20 protein-coding genes are annotated in these 19931 nt (G+C 50.9%); 13 read left to right on the top strand and 7 right to left on the bottom strand.

Going from position 1 to position 19931, the window contains the following annotated elements; genetic code table 11:
- Positions 1-148: 148 nt before the first annotated feature.
- Positions 149-1549, bottom strand: coding sequence for a glycoside hydrolase family 1 protein (locus ACLQ7H_RS12980; RefSeq protein WP_411753028.1), 1401 nt, complete (start codon positions 1547-1549; stop codon positions 149-151).
- 23 nt (positions 1550-1572) lie between these two features.
- Positions 1573-3450, bottom strand: a complete 1878-nt coding sequence (gene bglF, locus ACLQ7H_RS12985) for a PTS beta-glucoside transporter subunit IIABC (RefSeq protein WP_411753029.1) — start codon at positions 3448-3450, stop codon at positions 1573-1575.
- A 630-nt stretch (positions 3451-4080) separates the two neighbouring features.
- On the opposite strand from bglF, the gene ACLQ7H_RS12990 reads away from it, so the two are divergent.
- A complete protein-coding gene (locus ACLQ7H_RS12990) occupies positions 4081-4830 on the top strand; it encodes an NAD-dependent epimerase/dehydratase family protein (RefSeq protein ID WP_411753030.1) in 750 nt (249 codons plus the stop codon).
- A 96-nt stretch (positions 4831-4926) separates the two neighbouring features.
- Here the strand turns inward: ACLQ7H_RS12990 and ACLQ7H_RS12995 are convergent, their stop codons facing one another.
- From ACLQ7H_RS12995 to ACLQ7H_RS13005, 3 genes are all read right to left on the bottom strand, one after another.
- Positions 4927-5163 carry a DUF4282 domain-containing protein gene (locus ACLQ7H_RS12995; RefSeq protein ID WP_411753031.1) on the bottom strand — a complete coding sequence of 79 codons (237 nt, stop codon included), beginning with the start codon at positions 5161-5163 and terminating at the stop codon, positions 4927-4929.
- Positions 5164-5353: 190 nt separating this feature from the next.
- A complete protein-coding gene (locus ACLQ7H_RS13000) occupies positions 5354-5797 on the bottom strand; it encodes a hypothetical protein (protein ID WP_411753032.1) in 444 nt (147 codons plus the stop codon).
- The gene (locus ACLQ7H_RS13005) at positions 5794-6690 is read right to left on the bottom strand and encodes a winged helix-turn-helix domain-containing protein (protein WP_411753033.1); all 897 of its coding nucleotides are present in this window, start codon (positions 6688-6690) and stop codon (positions 5794-5796) included. The genes ACLQ7H_RS13000 and ACLQ7H_RS13005 overlap by 4 nt, the downstream gene beginning before the upstream one ends.
- 584 nt (positions 6691-7274) lie before the next feature.
- Between ACLQ7H_RS13005 and ACLQ7H_RS13010 the strand changes: the two genes are divergently transcribed.
- From ACLQ7H_RS13010 to ACLQ7H_RS13060, 11 genes are all read left to right on the top strand, one after another.
- Positions 7275-7802, top strand: a complete 528-nt coding sequence (locus tag ACLQ7H_RS13010) for a fimbrial protein (protein WP_411753034.1) — start codon at positions 7275-7277, stop codon at positions 7800-7802.
- A 71-nt stretch (positions 7803-7873) separates the two neighbouring features.
- Entirely contained in the window at positions 7874-8413 is a 540-nt protein-coding gene (locus ACLQ7H_RS13015; RefSeq protein WP_411753035.1) for a fimbrial protein, read from the top strand.
- 112 nt (positions 8414-8525) lie between these two features.
- Positions 8526-11066 carry an outer membrane usher protein gene (locus ACLQ7H_RS13020; protein ID WP_411753045.1) on the top strand — a complete coding sequence of 847 codons (2541 nt, stop codon included), beginning with the start codon at positions 8526-8528 and terminating at the stop codon, positions 11064-11066.
- Positions 11067-11096: 30 nt separating this feature from the next.
- On the top strand, positions 11097-11843 hold the full coding sequence (locus ACLQ7H_RS13025) for a fimbria/pilus periplasmic chaperone (protein ID WP_411753036.1): 747 nt from the start codon (positions 11097-11099) through the stop codon (positions 11841-11843).
- Positions 11844-11877: 34 nt separating this feature from the next.
- The gene (locus ACLQ7H_RS13030) at positions 11878-12516 is read left to right on the top strand and encodes a fimbrial protein (RefSeq protein ID WP_411753037.1); all 639 of its coding nucleotides are present in this window, start codon (positions 11878-11880) and stop codon (positions 12514-12516) included.
- A gap of 10 nt (positions 12517-12526) precedes the next feature.
- Positions 12527-13015, top strand: a complete 489-nt coding sequence (locus tag ACLQ7H_RS13035; protein WP_411753038.1) for a fimbrial protein — start codon at positions 12527-12529, stop codon at positions 13013-13015.
- A 14-nt stretch (positions 13016-13029) separates the two neighbouring features.
- Positions 13030-13518, top strand: a complete 489-nt coding sequence (locus ACLQ7H_RS13040) for a fimbrial protein (RefSeq protein WP_411753039.1) — start codon at positions 13030-13032, stop codon at positions 13516-13518.
- Positions 13518-14072, top strand: coding sequence for a fimbrial protein (locus ACLQ7H_RS13045; protein ID WP_411753046.1), 555 nt, complete (start codon positions 13518-13520; stop codon positions 14070-14072). Before ACLQ7H_RS13040 ends, ACLQ7H_RS13045 begins: the two co-directional genes overlap by 1 nt.
- Before the next feature lie 127 nt (positions 14073-14199).
- Positions 14200-14994, top strand: a complete 795-nt coding sequence (locus tag ACLQ7H_RS13050) for a hypothetical protein (protein WP_411753040.1) — start codon at positions 14200-14202, stop codon at positions 14992-14994.
- A gap of 70 nt (positions 14995-15064) precedes the next feature.
- Positions 15065-16705 (top strand): Wzy polymerase domain-containing protein, encoded by a 1641-nt coding sequence (locus tag ACLQ7H_RS13055; protein WP_411753041.1) that lies wholly within the window; start codon positions 15065-15067, stop codon positions 16703-16705.
- Positions 16706-16785: 80 nt separating this feature from the next.
- Complete coding sequence (locus ACLQ7H_RS13060) at positions 16786-17472, top strand: LuxR C-terminal-related transcriptional regulator (protein WP_411753042.1); 687 nt, start codon at positions 16786-16788, stop codon at positions 17470-17472.
- 58 nt (positions 17473-17530) lie between these two features.
- On the opposite strand, the gene ACLQ7H_RS13065 is transcribed toward ACLQ7H_RS13060, so the two are convergent.
- Together ACLQ7H_RS13065 and ACLQ7H_RS13070 are read right to left on the bottom strand one after the other, a co-directional pair.
- On the bottom strand, positions 17531-17758 hold the full coding sequence (locus tag ACLQ7H_RS13065) for a sulfurtransferase TusA family protein (RefSeq protein ID WP_059199143.1): 228 nt from the start codon (positions 17756-17758) through the stop codon (positions 17531-17533).
- 5 nt (positions 17759-17763) lie between these two features.
- Positions 17764-18798, bottom strand: coding sequence for a YeeE/YedE thiosulfate transporter family protein (locus tag ACLQ7H_RS13070; RefSeq protein ID WP_411753043.1), 1035 nt, complete (start codon positions 18796-18798; stop codon positions 17764-17766).
- A 267-nt stretch (positions 18799-19065) separates the two neighbouring features.
- Here ACLQ7H_RS13070 and ACLQ7H_RS13075 point away from each other — a divergent pair, with 267 nt between their 5' ends.
- Positions 19066-19758 (top strand): HAD family hydrolase, encoded by a 693-nt coding sequence (locus tag ACLQ7H_RS13075; protein WP_411753044.1) that lies wholly within the window; start codon positions 19066-19068, stop codon positions 19756-19758.
- Positions 19759-19931 lie beyond the last annotated feature (173 nt).

Raw genomic sequence — 19931 nt, forward strand, 5'->3', positions numbered from 1 at the left:
ATCTCTCATTCCACGGCATAAGCAGCTCCACTCAGAAGTACTCATACCTATGTTGTAAGTGTCTACCATGTCCCCGAACAAGTGTTCATGATGTCCCCGGTCTGTACAGGGAGAGGGGTGGGGTGAGGGGCATGTTTTCCTAGCGTAATTACTTGATCTTCAAGCTACTACCATTGCTGTGGATCACATCGCGATACCAGTAGAAGCTCTTCTTGCGGCGGCGCTCCAGGCTGCCGTTACCTGCATCATCGCGATCGACATAGATAAAGCCGTAGCGCTTCGCCATCTCCGCTTTGGAAGCGCTGACCAGGTCGATCGGCCCCCAACTGGTGTAACCCATCACCTCTACCCCATCGTCGATCGCTTCCGCAACCTGCACCAGATGGTCGTTGATATAGTCAATGCGGTAATCGTCGTTGATGCTGCCGTCAACCTCGATGCGGTCTTTCGCTCCCAGCCCGTTCTCGACGATAAACAGCGGTTTCTGATAGCGGTCATACAGCACGTTGAGCAGATAACGCAGCCCCACCGGGTCAATCTGCCAGCCCCATTCCGAGCTTGCCAGATGCGGGTTAGGCACCATGTTAAGGATATTGGCCCGGGCAGTCTTGTTCTGCTCTTCGTCGGTGGTAACACAGCCGCTCATATAGTAACTGAACGAGATGAAATCGACGGTTGCGCGCAGCGCCTGCTTATCTTCCTCAGTGATCGTCACCTGAATGTCGTTCTCACGGAAGTAACGCTTCATATAGGCCGGGTACGCACCACGCACCTGCACATCACCAAAGAACATCCAGTCGCGATTCTGGCGCTGAGTTTCCAACAGGTCTTCCGGCTTGCAGCTCAGCGGATAAAGAATGCCGCCCAGCAACATATTGCCAATCTTACCGTCCGGCACGATCTCATGGCAGGCCTTTACCGCCTTGGCGCTGGCCACCAACTGATGGTGGATCGCCTGGTAAATCTCGCTTTTGCTGCTGTCTTCCGGCAGACCGACGCCGGTGAACGGCGCATGCAGCGACATGTTGATCTCATTGAAGGTCAGCCAGTGTCTGACCTTATGCTTGTAACGCTCGAACACCGTGCGGGCATAGCGCTCGAAAAACTCAATAAGCTGGCGATTGCCCCAACCGCCGTACTTTTGCGTCAGTGCATAGGGCATTTCGTAATGCGACAGGGTGATCAGCGGCTGAATGCCGTATTTGGCCATCTCATCGAACAGCCGATCGTAAAATGCCAGCCCGGCTTCATTCGGTACTTCTTCGTCCCCTTGCGGGAAAATACGCGTCCAGGCGATCGAGGTACGCAGGCACTTGAAGCCCATTTCGGCAAACAGCGCGATATCTTCAGGGTAACGGTGGTAGAAATCGATCGCCACATCCTTGATACCGCTGTCCCCGGCAACGCGCGGCGTCAGCCCGCCAAAGATCCCCTGGGGTTGCAGATCTGAGGTTGAAAGGCCTTTGCCATCCTCCAGATACGCCCCTTCTACCTGATTTGCCGCGACCGCGCCGCCCCATAGAAAATGCTGTGGAAATTTGCAACTCATCGCTTTCTCCTCAATAAACCTGATTAACGTAATAATGTCAGCAACGGTGCCTGTTCCCGCACCGGGCTTTGGCCGCTGGTGAGCACATCGACATAGTCGTCACTGTTGCTGATGATGATCGGTGTGGTGGTATCAAAACCCGCGGCGCGGATCGCCTCCTGGTCAAACTCGATCAGCAGATCGCCCTGCTTAACGCGATCGCCCTCTTTGATATGGGCGGTAAAATGCAGACCGTTAAGTTTGACGGTATCGATGCCCACGTGGATGAGCACCTCGGCGCCCTCATCCGATTCAATGCCGATGGCGTGCTTGGTTTTGAACAGCGATGCCACGCAGCCATTAACCGGGGCAACCACGCGGCCCTGATGCGGCATAATCGCCACGCCTTTACCCAACAGGCCGCTGGCAAAGGTGGCATCCTGAACCTGTTCCAACGGGATGATGTCACCCGCAATCGGGCTGGTAATTTGTTGCTTGCGGTTGAGCGATGCCTGTGGAGCTGGGGCTGGTGCCGCTTCGGCCGGTTGTTCCGCTGGCGGTACGATGCCGAACAGATAGCTGGCAATGGTCGCAAAGACAAACGACACCAAGGTACCGGCAATCGCCCCCAAGACCGTCGCATCAAAGCCGCCCGCCGGAATGATCTGGGCAAAGGTGAAGATACTGACCAAACCGAACGAGTAGGTTGCCGTGTGGAAGTAACCGATCACCGCACCACCCAACGCACCGCCAATACAACCGAAAATAAATGGCCGTTTGTTTGGCAGCGTCACCCCGTACACCGCAGGCTCGGTAATGCCGAAGATACCGGCGGTAACGGCGGAGCCCGCCATCACCCGCAGCTTGGCATCGCGGGTACGCAACATCACGCCCAACGTCGCCCCCACTTGCCCCATCACCGCAGGCAGCAGTAGTGGGGACAGGGTGTCGCGCCCAAACACGCTCATATTGTTGAGCATCAGCGGTATCAGCCCCCAATGCAGGCCGAAGATCACACAGACCTGCCAGGCCGCCCCCATAAAGGCACCGGCAACGATCGGGTTAAAGGCATAGATGGCCTGATAGCCGTTGGCCAACATCAAACTCAGCCAGGTAGCCGCCGGGCCAATCAGCAAGAAGGTGAGTGGCACGGTGATCACCAGGCACAGCAACGGCGTCACGAAATTACGCAGTGCGCTGTGCAACACGTGGTTAAATAGCGGCTCCAGGCGGCAGGACACCCAGGCGGCAAAAATGATCGGAATGACCGACGAGCTGTAGTTGATAAAGGTAATAGGGATACCGAGGAAATACTCCGGCTGGGCACCCGGAAGCTGTGCCGCCTCAAAAGCCCCCATCATCAACGGATGCGTCAACGCCCCACCAATGGCCATAGTAACAAAAACGTTGCCGCCAAATTTCTTACCGGCGGTGTAACCCAGCATGATCGGTAAGAAATAGAACAGCGCGTCACTCGATGCAAACAGCAACTTGTAGGTGCCGCTACTCTCCAACAGCCAACCACAGGCCAGGCTCAACGCCAGGAAGCCCTTCAGGATCCCCGAAGCCGCCATCACACCGAGCAGCGGGGTAAAAATGCCGGAAACCACGTCGATAAAGCGGCTGAGCAGGTTTTCCTTTTTATCCTCTGATGCATTGGCGGGAGTTTCTTTGTCCGAACCAAGCTGCGCTTCCAAGGCGCTATAAACGTCCCCGACGTGGTTGCCCACCACCACCTGAAACTGGCCGCCGCTTTCCACCACCATGATGACGCCCGGGTTTTTCTTCAGCGCCTCCGCATCCGCCTTGCCGTGCTCTTGTAGTTTAAAACGCAGGCGGGTGGCGCAGTGCACCAGGCTTTTCACATTGTCGCGGCCACCGACGCCGGCCAAAATCTCACTGGCTAATTCCTGATATTTCATCGCTGTATCCTTAACGCTTAACCTTGCTGCTCCCCAGCCACGGCGATGGCCAATCGTCGTGGAGGAATTCAGCGCAAAAAAAAACCTAAACCTCGTTGCCTCTGATCCCAACGTGGGGAAACAGAAACTCGAGGTTTAGGTTTTGCCTGCCGAAGCAGTGACAACCCTAAATCGGTTGAGCTATGACGGTAACATTCTGTTTTTCAGTGCGGCAAGGCTTTCCGCCACAAAGTTGCCGAAGTGTGATCCGGTAGACAAAATTCCCGGCCACCCTCCAGCGCTTTTGTATCGGGAGTTAGCCCCACGAAACATTATTGTTTTTAACATATTACCGAAGTGTAATTTACGGTAAAGGTATGTCTTTATACGCAATAAAACATAATCAATAAAGACTAAAATCATTAAATAACATTGAATTACGAATTAATTTCGACCTGATTGTTTCATTGTATTTATCATTACACTCCTTTCTGAGCACCCCGAAAGCCACCTTGAAACCCCATAAAATGCCAAGCAAAATCTTAATCAACCCAGCAAACACATCAGAAAAACTAACTAAAAGATGGACAAAAATAGTTCAGAGTATTATTACTAGTCTCCAGAAAATTTGTTTTAAGGAAAGTAGTCGCCATGACATTACGTACAGAGCTTGGGCGGGTGTTAATTACCGGTGCCGGTGGCCGAGTGGCGACCGCGTTCAGGCAGTTCGCCGGTCACCGTTACGATTTTCGCCTGGCGGAAAGAGAAACTGACTTACTCACTAATTTACGCCCTAATGATCAGGCTCTGACATTCGACATCACCGATATCGAGGCTTGCCGTGCGGCCTGCGTCAATATCGACACCGTGCTGCATTTGGCCGCCGATCCCTCCGCGGATGCCGATTTCTGTTCCTCACTGATGAACAACAATATCCTTGGCACATTCAACATTTTCCGGGCAGCGAAAGACGCAGGCTGCCGACGCGTGGTGTTTGCCAGCAGTGCACAAGCGGTGGAAGGCTATCCATTGGATTACCAGGTGCGCCCGGATGATGCGCCGAAGCCGAAGAATATGTACGGGGCCAGCAAGGCGTTTGGCGAAGGGATCGCCGCCTATTTTGCCCATCAGGAGGGGCTTTCAGCCCTGTCGGTGCGGATTGCCAACTTCACCACGCTGGAAGCGGGCCAGCAGATCAGCGCGCGGGATATGAGCGCCTTCCTGAGCCACCGGGATGCCGCCGATCTGCTCGATCGCTGCATCCGCGTTACCAACGTGCAGCATGCGGTGGTGCATGGCATCTCTAACAACCGCTATAAGCGACTGTCGTTAGAAGAGACCACGCGATTGCTGGATTACTACCCCGAGGACGATGCGTTTACCCTGCTCGGTTTTAGCTGAGCGGGCGCAGCATGGTTGTGAGCCCGGTGAGAGTTTGCCAGTAGTCTTATTTGCTGGGAGGTGGCGTTAATGATGCCACCGCCAGCGTTCACAACATTACGGTTTTTCAGCAATCTTGCGCAGATACTCGTTATTTTTGAAGGCGATGATCACCATTTCAAAACAGACACGGGTAAAGACACCGCCAACGATCATACCCAGCAGACCACGGAAAAACTCACCATAGAACATCGACCCGATCCCACCGACCAGGATGCCCAACAGGCAAAGCCAATAAACGACGGTAATGATTTTCGGCGTCAGCATCGCATCAAAAAAGAAAATATTTTTCACTGTGTATCCCTTCATTCGTTAAGGTTGACCGTTCCTGAGCGGCAAAGCGCCCTCAAGCTGGAATTAAGTATACTGGCCAAAGATGACAAAAGGTAAGAAGATATGATGGATTGTTGTTCTTACGTTTAAGGGGGCTATCAATGGGATCAGGTTTTAGCGGTTCAGTATTACGCTGCATTGTTTAACATAGCTACGCTTTCGTACAAACCAGAAAGATAGGATTTATCGGCCCAGAGATAACAAAGTCATCCTTAGTTAATTGACTAAATTTAAACTTGGCAGTTTCCCATTGCAGAAAGAATGGCAAAAGCTCGGATGCCTTACCTCCATACGTTTTGATTGAATAGAAGTCATTCTGCTTTTCATATGAAAAGTCAAAAGCCGTATTTATTTTTTCATAGACACCATTACTGATATAGGTTCCTTCAACGATAATATACCCTGTATTATGACCATCAAACAAAAAGAATATATCGTAAAGTGCTTTTGTAGATTGATCGTTTTCCGTAATATCGGTATTTAATTTTGCGGCACATGAAAACTGTTTATCTGTATGACTCATAAAAAAATAAATCATTGCCAAACCGGTTACAAAAACCAGTAAAAAAATCGTTAAGATGAATTTATTTTTCATCTCTTATTCTCCGAATAATAAAAGTTCTCACAATAATGGTGTGGCACATCCGGGCAATAAGACAGAGTATCTCGCTTTACCCGTCCTCCCGCTATATCTCTCTTCCTCGTTTTAGAATAATAAATCTTCGCATATTGAGCACAATTTATATCATTTTCAATGATTATTCGCTCAGCGCCTGCGATCAAATCTTCTCTGCGAATCGCCTGTACGCTCTCATTAATCACAAAAGTCTGACACAACCCAATATCTTTGATCTTGGTAACGACGAGATCACTCGATGTAAAATGAGAACCAATGCAAAAGACGTGAAACAGTATCAAAGAAAAAATGATCGCGATGATGCTGACAATCAGCATCTTGATAAGCGTTATTTTTTGAAAAATAGGGTGAAAAATGCTGTAGCGAACCGGGGCCGAATGCTCTGCAACCATTGTTGATTCTTTCGCCTTTTCTGGGGCACTGACTTCATCATTCGGTAAATGAACGTCCTCATGATTAGTCATCACATCTTCGTTACTTCCTGTTTCATACTCATTAACAGCATCATCAGATTGCAGGATATCACAGGCGATTTTTTCGATAGAGTCCGCGGTAAAGCTGAAGCCGTATTTGGGTATGGTAATGATCAGGTTATCTCCACCGAGCAGGGATAGTTTTCTGCGTAGTATAGAGACATAGTTATTGAGATTATTATTGGAACCGTTCAACGCCCGCGCTTCCCATACCTCTGTGAGCATGAAGTCGCGTGAGAGTGCTTTATCATTATTGGCAAGAAAGAGCGCCAGGATCTCACTGGAGAATCTAGGGATAATAATCTGATTAACCTCATCACTCCATACCCTATTTTCAGTATAGTTAAAATAAATTCTATTATTAATGACATAGATCATGATATTCAATCCCTTTCGTACCACAAAATGTTAAGAATCCAAACTAACACAATAGGAATAATCCCATAAAATTAAACACTTAGCATTTATTTTAATAAGAAATTACAACAAAATCATGTGCTTCATAATGAAAAATTTAATTCCAATACTATTGTCGATTAAACATCAGGTCAATACGTTTTTCTGTAAAGAAACAAAAGTTGTAGCTTGGATAGTAACGTTCCATTACTAATACTCCGCACCTTTAAAATAGCCAATTTAGGTAAACCCACTAAATCAGAGTATATATTGTTATATTAATGTTTATTTTTTGCGACAATTAATGCTCTTTAAGAAGACAAAAAACCTATAAAAATAATAATCAGTAGACCAAAAATCTATAGATTCGAATTTATAATTATATTATACCACTTTGGCGATTTTTCCCTAAAATGGCCCTCAGAAATGCTTGAGCAATATTCAAAGCCTAGTCAGAGGCTCTGATTAAAGTGTTTCTGTTATGCATTCGGGAGAATGGAATACAAAAAACTTCGCTTCTTTATAGTGGGAACGCGAAAAGGAAATTGGAAACTAAGGATATCTATATGAAACTGAATCAACTGGTTATGGCTCTAGGTTTAGGCATGGTAATGGTTACTGGTGCAAATGCAGCCGATCAAGGCCACGGTTCTGTCACCTTTAAAGGCTCAATCATTGATGCACCATGTTCAATCGACCCTGAAACCATCGATCAAACGGTTAACCTAGGCCAGGTATCGAACGTGGCATTGCAGGCTGATAATAATACCGGCACTTCTATTCCTAAAAACTTCCAGATCCGTCTGGAAGGTTGCAACCTGTCAACGGCCAAAACCGTGTTGACCACGTTTAGCGGCGCAGAAGGTGCAAACGGTCTGTTGGGGATTACCGGTACAGCCAAAGGTGCCAGCATTGCGATTACCGACGGTACCGGCAAACTGATTGAACTGGGTCAAGCTTCTAAACCTCAGGGTATCCAAGATGGTTCTAACACCTTGGTATTCTCTGCCTATCTGCAGGGTGACGGCGCTTCCGCAACCATCGTCCCTGGCGACTTCAGCAGCGTAGCCGATTTCACCCTCGCATACCAGTAACATCCGGCTTGCGAACAATGCATGCGGGCAACCGCATGCATTATTTTCCACGGTGATACTGGAGTCTAACCATGAATGTTAATGCCTATAAGACTCTGGCCTGCTGCTTATTGTTCTCAGCCGCCAGTCCGTTAGCCTATTCGGCTCCAGTGGAAGCATGGGGACGGGTCAATATGCACGGAGCCATTATTGAAACGGCTTGCGCTATTGATACCTTGAGTCGCGATCAAACCATTGAGATGGGAACATTACCGCTGAGCCAAATAGCTCGTGATGGCCGTGGATTACCTCACCTGTTTGCTGTTCAATTAGTCCGTTGCTCTTTAATACGTCATAACGCGTCATTGAGTAACTGGCAGCATTTCAAAATTACTTTTGACGGCAGGAATGATTCAGGTTTATTTGCCGTTGATGGACAAGCTAAAGGAGTGGCACTTGAAATTATCGACGATAATGGCAATGTTGCCTTACCCGGCAGCCCACTCCCTGCCAGCAGGATCCTGGCTGGAGATATGCGGCTGAACTACTCTTTACGGTTGGTCAGCAATCAGCAGGTTTTACACCCAGGAAATTATACGTCTGCATTACGTTTTAAAATGGATTATTACTGAAGCCATCATGTGATAAGTCGGTAACCAATCGCTCTCCATTTATTTTTGGCTGAAGAAAAAAATTTAAAATCACAAAGCCAAGTATTGGTGGTAATTAAAAGGTCCAAGGATGATGACTTTATCTTATATGAGATTATTACCTTCACGCCCGAGTGTTCTAGGGGTCTTGATTACCTTCATTTTAAGTGGTGGTATCATTCGTGCGCATGCAGATGATATCCAGTTCAATACCGACATATTAGATGTCAAAGAGCGCGAAAATATTGATCTGGGGCGATTTTCCCGCGGTGGTTTTATTATGCCGGGGAATTATACCATGTTAGTCAAGATCAATATGCAGGAGTTACCGGAGCAGACGGTCAGGTTTACGCCACCGGATAGCGACCCAAATGGCAGTGAAGCTTGTATTAGCCCTGAGTTGGTTGAACAGTTCGGATTAAAGCCGACAGCTCAGGCCGACCTTACCTGGTGGGATCAAGGTCAATGTCTGGTACTCAGCAGCCTGCCGGGAATGACGGCTCAGGGCGATCTGGGCACATCGACGATGTCTATCAATCTGCCGCAGGTGTATCTGGAATATACCTCGGCGGATTGGGATCCGCCATCACGCTGGGAAGAAGGTATCCCGGGGCTGCTGGTGGATTACAACGTCAATGCACAAACTCAACGCCAGCTGAAGGATCACAACCAAGGCTACAGCGTAAATGGTAATGGCACCCTCGGCGCTAACCTGGGTGCCTGGCGCTTACGGGCCGACTGGCAAACCCAATATGCCCATCAGGGTAAAAGTCCAACGCGGACTAACTGGGACTGGAGCCGTTATTACGCCTATCGGGCGATCCCGCGCTTGAGAGCCAAGCTGACCATGGGGGAGGATTACCTGACCTCCGACATTTTTGACAGCTTCCGCTTCGCCGGGCTCAGCCTGGTGAGTGATGACAACATGTTACCCCCCAACCTGCGGGGTTACGCTCCTGAAATCAACGGCGTAGCACGCACCAATGCCAAAGTGGTCATTAGCCAACAAGGCCGCGTGTTGCAGGAAACCTATGTGGCTACCGGGCCATTCCGTATCCAGGATATTAACGATGCGGTATCCGGGCGCCTGGATATCCGTATTGAAGAACAGGACGGCAGCGTACGGGAATTCCAAATGGAAACAGCCAGTATTCCGTATCTAACCCGGCCAGGATCAGTGCGTTATAAAGTCGCCGCGGGTCGGCCATCTGACTTCCAACATCATATTAACGGCCCATTATTTACCACCGGGGAGTTCTCCTGGGGGATCAGTAATGGCTGGTCAATGTATGGCGGCGGCGTGGTGGGTGGTGATTATAACGCCCTCGCGGTCGGGATCGGCCGTGACTTAATGCTGTTGGGTGCGCTGTCGTTTGATATGACGCAATCACGGGCCAGTTTACCGCAGGAAAAATCGACACTGAGCGGCAGTTCCTACCGTCTGAGTTACTCCAAGCGCTTTGATGATTATGACAGCCAGGTGACCTTTGCCGGCTATCGCTTCTCTGAGCGCAATTATATGACCATGAGTGAATATCTGGATGCGCGAACTTACGGCGTGCGTTCACACAGCAGTAAAGAGATGTACACCATAACCTTTAACCAACAGTTTCGCGATCTGGGGCTGAGCGCTTACCTGAACTACAACCACCAGACCTATTGGGATCGGCCAGCTAGCGATAACTACAGCCTGACGTTATCCCGCTATTTTGATCTGGGCCAGTTTAAGAATATGAGCCTGTCGCTGACCGGTTACCGCAACAAGAATAACAATAGCAATGATGACGGTATGTATATCTCCCTGACCATGCCATTTGGCCATAGCGGATCGATAAGTTATTACAGCTCACTGAGCAGTAATGATAATACCCATCAGTTGAGTTATTACGACAATATTAATGACCATGACTTCTATCAGATCAACTCGGGGACTTCCCGCAACGGAATGATGGCCAGTGGCTACTACAGCCATCAAGGGGATGCGGCGCAAATAGGGGCTAATGCCAGTTATCTGGAGGGGCGTTATACCTCGCTGGGGCTGTCACTACAAGGTGGGGCAACGGCCACGGCGAAAGGCGCGGCATTACACCGCTCGGGCACTCTGGGCGGTACGCGTATTTTAGTGGATACCGACGGCGTGGCGGGTATCCCGATCCGGGGTTATGGCTCCACAGCCCGCACTAACCGCTTTGGTAATGCCGTGGTGTCGGACGTCAATAGCTATTACCGCAATAAGGTCAGCATTGATTTGGATACGTTGCCGGATAACGCCGAAGCCACTCGCTCTGTTGTGCAGGCCACTTTAACCGAAGGGGCAATTGGCTATCGCCGCTTTGATGTAGTGGCGGGGGAAAAAGCGATGGCGGTGATCCGCCTGGCGGACGGTTCTCACCCACCGTTTGGCGCTTCCATTCTCAACCGCAAGCAACAGGAAGTGGGCATTGTGAACGACGGCGGGAGTGTTTATCTGAGCGGCATTAATGCCGGTGAAAAAATGAAGGTGCACTGGGCGGGCGCGACCAAATGCGTCATTGACCTGCCGCCTGCGCTGCCTAAACGTGCCGTGAGTGATTTGCCGGATCTGTTGCTGCTGTGTCATCAGCCGACCGATGCAAGCAACGAACCGCAGCGATAACTTTTGCCATTAAAATTTAACGAGATAGATATGACCAAGCTAACCCTAAAAACAGTACCGATCGTCAGCACTCTATTGTGCGTTTTGGCTGCGCCTGCGGCGCAGGCCGCGATCGCCCTTGATCGTACCCGCGTCATTTATGATGGTAGCCAGAAATCAGTCAGCCTGAACATCAGCAATGAAAATAAGCAGCTACCGTATTTGGCGCAGGGTTGGATTGAGGATGCCAAGGGCAACAAAATCACTAGCCCGTTAACCGTATTGCCCCCTGTACAACGTATTGAGCCTGGAGCTAAAAGCCAGGTGAAAGTACAAGGGTTGCCAGCAGCCAATGCGCTCCCTCAGGATCGTGAATCGCTGTTTTATTTTAATCTGCGTGAAATCCCACCGCGTAGCGATAAGCCCAACACGCTGCAAATCGCGCTGCAAACGCGTATCAAACTGTTTTATCGGCCAAAGGCCTTAATGCAGACCACCACCGAAATGGCCTCCCCGTATCAGGAGAAAATCACCCTGAGCAAACAGGGTGATCGGTATCAGGTAAATAACCCGACGCCGTATTTTGTGACCATTGTCGACGCTAGCAGCAGCGTGAAAGGCCAATCGGCAGCAGGGTTTGAACCGCTGATGGTCGAGCCCAAAGGGTCTGCACTACTCAAAGCCAGCGGCTTGGGAAATAGCCCGGTACTCACTTACATCAATGACTATGGTGGCCGTCCGCAGCTCAAATTCAGCTGCAGCAACAGCCGTTGCCAAGCCACGCCAGTGAAAGAGTGATAGCCGAGCGGGATCGCGTGCAAAGGAGCTGTATATGCAAAAAAAACACTGGATTACCTGCTACTCCTGGTTTTTATGCCATCCGTGGCAATCTCTGCTAACCCGATTTGCTGCACTCATCATGTTGCCATTGATATTCGGCAGTACTGTACGAGCGGCAGACCACTGGGAGGTTGAGGGGGCCAATGGCGTGCTGCGCGTTCAGGGTGCCCTGACCGAAAGCGCCTGCCGTCTGGAGATGGTTTCCGCCTGGCAGGAGATTACGTTAGGAGAAATAGGGACCGGGCGGCTACGCCATCTGGGCGCACGCGGCACACCGATTGCTGTCCATCTGCAACTGCAAGACTGTCTGCCTGGTCCGGCTAATAACCGCGACCGTCGAACCGGTAACCGGCTGTGGAGCCCCAATCAACCCGCGGTATCGGTAAGCTTTGTTGCGCCAGCGGATGCGGATAATCCGCAGTTGATCAAGGTACAAGGTGCTGAAGGGCTAGCGCTGCGCATGACGGACTCTCTGGGGCGGGATGTACGTTTAGGTAGCCGTGGCGCACCGCTATGGTTAACGCCGGGGCAAAACATACTGACCTACACCGTGACCCCTGAGCGAACATCAGCCCCCTTAGTGGCCGGGGCTTACTGGGCCCAGGTGAACTTTAGGCTTCATTATGACTAGGGGGGATAAAATGCGGCGCTATTTACTGACGGTACTTTTAGGAACCACGTTGCTGCTGACAGGCCCCCTGGCTATTGCCTTTACTATGGTGACGGTAAAAGCCACGGTGCTCAACCCGCCAAGCTGTGTCATTAACGGCAATCAGCCCATTGAGGTCAATTTCGGCGATGAGGTCATGACCAATAAAGTCGACGGTAAGAACTACATGCAGCCGGTGAAATACTCACTGCAATGTACCGGGGGCAATACTAACGCCTTACGGCTACAGATACAGGGCGAACCGACAGGATTTAATCCTGCGGCACTGGCTACCGCGCAGCAGAGCGATTTGGGCATTGAACTTTGGGCAAATACCACTCGTTTTCCGGTGAATAGCTGGCTTAACTTCACCTATCCCTCCGCACCGGTACTGCAGGCCGTTCCCGTGAAAAAGACAGGAACCACATTAGCGGCGGGCAAGTTTTCCGCAGTGGCCACCCTGAAGATTGATGTGCAGTGAATAGGAGAACGCGGATGAATGTATACCGAGCTGTGATGCTGTTTTTGGCTGGCGTCGGAGCCAGTGCGTTAACGCAAGCTGCTGATAATATGAATTTTCATGGCACCCTGATCGCGCCACCCCCCTGCACCATTAACAACGGTATCAAAATTGATGTGGATTTTGGTGAACGCATTGGCGTCAACAAAGTGGACGGCATCAACTACCGGCAAACGGTAGATTATCCTATTCACTGTGAAGAGGGTGCAGGCAAATGGGATATGACCTTGCTGTTAACAGGCACACCTACCGGGTTTGATGATGCCGCGGTACAGACTCAAGAGAAGGTTGATTTAGGCATCCGTCTGTACCAAAACGGCCAGCCCTTTATTTTAAACAAGGCGCTGCCGGTTGACCCGAATAACCTACCGGTGCTGGAGGCAGTTCCGGTGAAGGCTCCCGGTAGCACGTTGACGGAAGGCGCATTTGAGGCCACAGCAACCCTGCGGGCGGAGTATCAATGATGACCAAACCAAAAACACGTCGTTGTCATCTCCCCTTACGCTATGTGGGCCTGTTGATGTCGTGCCTATTGTTGAGCCATCAGGCACACAGTGAGGTCAACATGCGTTTTCACGGTGCACTCGTGGCCGAACCCTGCGTGATCCCACCGGGAGAGGAAAACGTGGCGTTGGATTTTGGTACGGTGATCGATAAATACCTGTACCTGAACCAACGTACCACCGGCAAGGCATTTGTTATTAATCTGACGCAGTGCGATCTCAGCCTGGGTAATGTAGTCAGTTTCGCCTTTAGCGGGATAGAAAACCCGCATTTAACCGGGATGTTGGCGTTGGCAGCCGGTAGCCAGGCCTCCGGCGTCGCCATCGGTATGGAAACCCCGGAGGGTAAGTTTTTACCACTCAATAAAAGTGGAGAAGCCTACCCGCTGGTGGCGGGGAGCAATGCCATTACCGTCCATGCTTACCTGCAAGGTGAGCCAGAGGCTATCGCTAACGAGAACATTGAGCGCGGGCCGTTTAGTGCCGTAGCTACATTCAATCTGGAATATCAGTGAAATAAACCGCCGCGAACAACTTCACTGTTTGTCACTATCAATATGCTCGGGTAGCGGCCGGATAATTAAAAACGCCGCTGCTAATGATGATATCACTGACGTATTACGCTGTATTGGGAAAGTAAAGATGTCAAAAAAAATAATGTGGTTTCTTTTTTTGGGGGGCATTAACGTCCATCCACTCTATGCTAGCGATTATCCTATGGTTACCAATATTACTGTGGAGGTTACTGCTGCTGATAAAGCATACTATAACTTCAGCCAAACGCTTGTCGACATAGGTGCCAGCGCTGACATATTGCCCAATCGAAAATATATGTGCTTTGGACATCTCCATGCCGATGAGGATGGCAACCATTCAGGCTGTCAGAGTAGTCAAGCGATACCCGCTGGCTGGACAATAGGGCAAGCAGCACGCCGTTTACACTCAGGATCCACAGGTAGTGTAACAAGGGTGTTTCACCAAGGGAAATTGAATGTAAGGGAATGTGTTGGTTATTATGCGGCAGACAGTGATATGCCAAAACCCTACTGGAGTTCGTGGGAATCAGTGGTATTTCCAGCAGGAAGTTGTGTTTATGTGCCCCCTGCTAGCAATTGGTGCAAACTGATCTCCCCTACGCTGGTACTTGACCACGGTACGATTAGCCTTAAGGAGGCCGAGGGCCATTCGGCCGAGGACTCGCTTAACGTTCAATGCACCAGTGGTACCACCATGCGCCTTAAATTAATCGGCGATCTGGACTACATTCCCTTAACCCCAGATGGGAAAGCCTATTTAACTATTGATGGAAAAGCGCCGGGTTCACTGTTTGCTTTACCCGGGGGCAGCTCAACGTTAGCCGTTAAAGATAAGCTCTCCAATTTGACGTTGGGTGGCGTCTATTATGGCTCAAGCGTACTGGTTATTGAACCATTTTAATACCTTGCTCAAAGAGGCGGTATAAATATGAATAACACTAATCCTCACGGTAATAGTTGATTTTTTAATTATGCTTTTCAAATTACGCTATCTGGCTCTGGCAACGCTTTTGCTTGCCTCGGTGTGCTACTGGCCAAACCGGGGGGGCAGCGGTTTTTTTCTGCCGGTTAATATGGTCATTGCCGCATGGATGAGCCTGGTGGTGATAGCCGGTTTGGTTCAATGCCGTTCGGCGTTAATGTACTCATCGTGCTCGTGTTGGCTACTGGTAGGCGGCGCAATATTAACGGTACTGCCATGGTTGAGCAGCGGTATGGCCGAGTTCAACCTCATTGCCTCTCGAATGATGGGGCTAGGGCTGGGGCTGGCATTTTATTTTGCGCTATTGCAATACCGCTTTACCCAGGCGGTACGCGCGTGGGTTATTCAGGGCTGTATGTTACTCACGTTGGTTCAGGCCGGATTGGGCATTGCTCAGTATTACCTGTTCGCAGCGGATAATTTTATGGGCTACAACACGCTGCTGAACCGCCCTTATGGCATTTTTCAGCAGTGGAACGTTATGGCCAGCTTCGTCGCCACCGGACTGGCGCTGGCGTTGTATGTATGGATGCCAAAAACCGGCATGCGACGATCGCGCTGGGCGCAATGGGCAGCGGCAATGATGCTGGTGATGGCGCCGCTGCTATTGGTGCTGATCGGCTCGCGCATTGGGTTACTGGCCGCACTGTTGGTCACGCCGTTGCAGCTGTGGGCTCAGTGGCGGTTGGATCGCCGCCGTTGCGTTTTGGCCGTGGGCCTGATCGGTTTGGGGATAGCATTGGCCTTGCTCAGCCAGTGGAATAATGGCGTAGCACGCGATGTGGCACAGGGCTCTACCCTCAGTTACCGTTTGCAGGTATGGCAAATCTGCCTGGCGATGATCGCGGATAAGCCTTGGCTTGGCTGGGGTTATGGCCTGTTTTCAACGGAGTTTATCCACTACGCCCACCGTCTGCGGCCAGACACGCTGGAAAGCTTTCAGATGGCTCACCCACATAACGAATTACTCTTCTGGGGGGTTGAAGGTGGGCTGGTTGGGCTGGCTGCGGTGGGGTTAATCGTAGTTGGTATCATTAGGCTGTGCGTCAGGCGGACTCGGTTCGGGTATGGCTGGCTGGAGCGGTTAAGCCGTTCTCCTTGGCTATTGATGGTACCGATTGTGCTGCATACGCAGGTGGAGTTGCCACTGTATCAGTCGGCCCTGCACGGCATCATGCTGTTATTGCTCCTGCGGGTATGCGACGTACGGCGTTCAGCGTTTACCCCAAGATACGCCGTTCAAGGGTTGCGCTGGGGGCTGGTAAGCATGGCGCTGTTTTGCCTGATCTATCTGCTCAATGGACTGTATGTCAGCCAGGTGATTACCGCCGTAGAACGTGACGGGCTAAAAAATATCGCCCGCTACCAACGTCTTATTCACCCTCACCCATGGCAACAACGGCAGATATATGACGAAAAACTGGCTGGTTTGATGAATTACGCTCAGAGCCAGCAAGTTCAGGTACTGCGCGATTATCTTGTTTGGGGCGAAAGCTATCTTCGCCATACGCCAGATGTGAACGTCTATATTAATCTAAGCGTCGTTAACCAGCTTTTGGGTAATGCCACCCGAGCGGAACAACTGCATGCTGAGGCCCGCCACCTCTACCCGCAAGAAAAACGGTTATAACCACCGAGTTAACATGGCACAAATTCTGTCAGGCCTATTTTTGCATTCCATGGTTAATTCTGAAAGAGAGAGATCAATAAATGGGTAGAAAAAATATTATTATTCAACACCCCTGTTATTTTACTCGCATCGGGATAGAAAAAATACTGTCAAACTATCAGCCCAAGAAAAGTCAGGGTATTTACACTCACCTTAAACATCTTGACGAGTATTATCACCAATTGCCTAAGCAACGCCAGGTGGATATTGCGGTCATCAATCTTCTGAATGGTAACCATCTGCAAGGTGAGTTGCTAAACTGGATAATGAGGCAGCTACGCATCAATAATCCTGATTGTCAGATAGTATTACTTATGGACACCAAGAATACGATACTGCTAGGCAATCATATGCACGAATTGCATAATATCCGGGTAGTACTGGAGCCCAAGGAGCCGCTGAGCGCTATAACAGACCGTTTATCGTTGTTATTTAGCGACCAACCTCAAGATAGGATTACGCTAGACCTAAAAATGCCTCGACTTTCACGCCGTGAATTAAGTGTGCTGAGCTTCTTGTTAAAAGGAAAATCTTTAACCCGCATTGCATTTCGGCTTGGGCTGAGCTACAAAACGGTCAGCCATCATAAGCGCTCCGCGTTGGTGAAGCTGGGAGTCAATTCATTACAGCCTCTGCTGCTTAACGAGCATGATTGCGAAATCGTCGGGCAGTGGTTGAACATGCATACCCGGCATGCCATGGGCGTACCTTATAAATCTAGCGGTTGATATAGCGGGGTGTGATATAACCCGGGAATCAATCCCGGGTGTTTATTACATCGGAGGCCTACCCCTTCTGAATGCTAATCTGCCAGCGGGCATCGCCGGTCTGCTGGAAATCCGTCACGCTGTGGCCTGCTTCAACCGCCCAGCGCGGCAGGTTTTCCGTGGCCTGGGCGCAGTCATATTCAATCACCAGCAGGTCGCCTGAACCCAATTGCTCAATGTGCTTTTTGGCTTCAATCAGCGGGAACGGGCAAAGTTTACCGGTGGTATCCAGAGTGATCGTTTTCATAGTCCTCAAGCCTCTTTTGTTTTAATCGATTGGTTCGGAAGAATAATGGTGAAATAGCTGACCAACCAGCTGCCCAACAGGATGCACGGAATAAACAGCCAGCCCTGCCAGGAGAACCAGGCGGTGTTGACGATGGTATTACCCAGCATACAGCCGCCAGCCAGCCCGCTACCGATCCCCATCAGCCCTCCCCCAAATAGACTTTTGACCATGGTCGGGAGGCCGGGCGAACGCAGCCGCAACTCCTGGCTTCCCCAGGCAGCCACCAGCGCACCGGCAAAAATCCCGATCAGCAAGTAGCCCGCCCAACCAAAGAAGCCGGTTTTACCCTCGGTGATTAACGAGAACAGCTGTGCGCTGGGGCCGCTGATGCCCAAACCGCCGACCCTGCCCGACTCCAGGCTGGAAGGCCATGCCAGCAGAGCAATCACGCCGATCAGTACGGCACTGACGAAGGGATGCCAGCGGGCTTCGAACAGCCAATGGGCAATGCCCTGCTTGCGCGGTTTGGGTTGCGGAACGGGGAAGGATTTACGTTGCAGATGGCGCCAGACCAGCACGCCCGTCAGCACGGTTAGCAGCGCTACCGCAGGCCAGGGAGACATGCCGAACGTCTGCATCAGCGAAGCGTCCGGCAAGGCCGGGGCGTTGATGGGGGCGAACAGTTGTTTGCCGCCCGGCTGGCGAATATACCAACTGGCGACCACAAAACCGACAACAGCAATCATACTTCCAGCCAGCCCCTCGGCGGCTCGGTAGTAAGCGCCGGTGGAGCAGGAACCCGCCAACCCCATGCCGATACCGAAGGTGATACCACCGACCAGCGTCGCCAGCCAGCGGAAATCCCCACCGGGGAGCTTGGCCCAGCCGAGGGCAACGAAGGCGAACAGACCGATGCTTTGCAGAGTGATGATAATGAGGATAGCGAGGGTCATGCGCCCGTCGCGAAACAGATAGAGGTCTCTCAGACCGCCAGCCATACAAAAGCGCCCGCGTTGCATGATAAATCCAAGAAGGAACCCCAGAAACAGACCTGTCATAAGGGAAAAAACTCCTTTTTTATGGCTATGCCATATCCAGATTGTAAACAGCGTGCCCTGGGTAGGGCCGCAGGCATTTTACTCGCTAGAAACCGAGAAGTCATACAAACACGAGGGATATTGAGGGCGTGATCGTGTTTTAGATGTTGGTACAGACCCGGGCTTTGCAGGTCAGGCTTCAAAAATTCAACCTGTGGGGGAGTTCTGCTATCATCCACAGGATTGGGGGGGAAAGCCCGGTGTTGCACAGTTGAGGTATGATTTAAGATGGATACAGAGGCAAGTCGTACAACGCAAGTTTTGTCGGTTTTTGATTTTGACGGAACGCTGACGCACCATGACAGTTTTATCCCATTTCTGCGTTTCGCTTTTGGGCGGCGCGTATTTGCCCGGCGCTTATTGCAGCTGGCGCAGCCTGCGTTTAAGCATATGCGCAAAAAACTCACCCGCGACGAGCTAAAAGAAACCCTGATTAAAGTTTTCCTGACCGGGGTGGATGAGCACTGGTTCCGTCAGCAGGCGGAAGCCTTTTGTTCGGCCTATTGGACCAAGCTGATGCGCCCTTCCGGGCTGATTGCGGTTGCCATGGAGGTCAGCTCTGGCGCTGAAGTCACGATTTGCTCCGCTTCACCGGCCCTGATGCTACAGCCGTTTGCCGATCGTTTGGGCATCAAGCTGATTGGTACTCAGTTGGAAGTGGTCGACGGGAAGCTCACAGGGCGCATCACCGGCCATAACTGCCGCTGTGGGCAGAAGGTCGAGCGCCTGGAAAGTATCTATGGCCCGATGGGAAACTATCATCTCAGAGCCTGGGGCGATACCCGTGGGGACTACGAATTGTTGGCGGCTGCCCAGGACGCGCACTGGCGGCATTTCCATCCGGCCTGGTCAAAGCGCCGCTCTGCGGTCAAACGGATACGCGTGGCGGAGCCTAATGTCATCAGCAAGACCGATCAGTAAGCGTAAGGATTCCCAGCTTCAGCGATCCCTATTTGCCCCTCACCCCAACCCTCTCCCTGTACAGACCGGGGACATGGTAGACAGGTGTTCAAGGACATGGTGAACACTTTTTAACATCCTTTACCCATGATGATCGACCTATTTCTCAGGTCGATCATCCCCACTTTCGTGCT

This window comes from Serratia sp. (in: enterobacteria) (assembly GCF_046715635.1).
In the GTDB taxonomy this organism is placed as follows: Bacteria; Pseudomonadota; Gammaproteobacteria; order Enterobacterales; family Enterobacteriaceae; genus Chania.